Here is a 617-nt window from a genome sequence, read left to right on the forward strand (position 1 = left end):
AGCCCACGGAGAGCGCCCTGGGCTGGGGCGAGATGCTCACAGAGCTGCAGGAACGAGGCGTTCGGAAGATCGGCCTGGTGTGTGCCGACGGGCTGAAGGGTCTGGAGGATGTCATCAGTACGATCTTTCCCGGAGCCCCGCTGCAACGCTGTACAACGCACCTGAAACGCAATCTGCTGAGCTGCGTGCGCAACGGCGACAAGGGAGAGCTGGCCGAAGATCTGCGGCAGGTCTTCCGTACGGGGGATCGCAGCTATACGGTGGAGAGAGCCTGGGAACAATGGCAGGCGCTCTGTGAGAAATGGGGTCAGGATTATCGCAGTTTTCGACGACGGGGCGAAGACCCAGCCTACAAAGCCTACTTCACCTATCTGAATTACGAGGCAAGGATTCAGTCGATGATCTACACGACGAACTGGATCGAGCGTCTGCAGAAGGATTTTCGACGGGTTACACGCATGCGGGGAGCCATGCCCAGCGAGGAGTCGGTACTGCTGCTGATGGGTAAAACGGCCATGGATAAAAAATCCTACCTGAGGCCGGTGCCGCGAATCGATCTGGATCGGGATTTATTCCCCGAGTGAAGACTATAACACAAAAAGAAGAACAACACGCCG

1 protein-coding gene is annotated in these 617 nt (G+C 57.2%); it reads left to right on the plus strand.

Going from position 1 to position 617, the window contains the following annotated elements:
* The coding region (locus tag B5G16_RS12450; RefSeq protein ID WP_204228114.1) for an IS256 family transposase at window positions 1–584 on the plus strand (584 nt) is incomplete at its 5' end.
* Between the last annotated feature and the right edge of the window lie 33 nt (window positions 585–617).

It is taken from the genome of Alistipes sp. An66, assembly GCF_002161445.1.
Taxonomy (GTDB): domain Bacteria; phylum Bacteroidota; class Bacteroidia; order Bacteroidales; family Rikenellaceae; genus Alistipes; species Alistipes cottocaccae.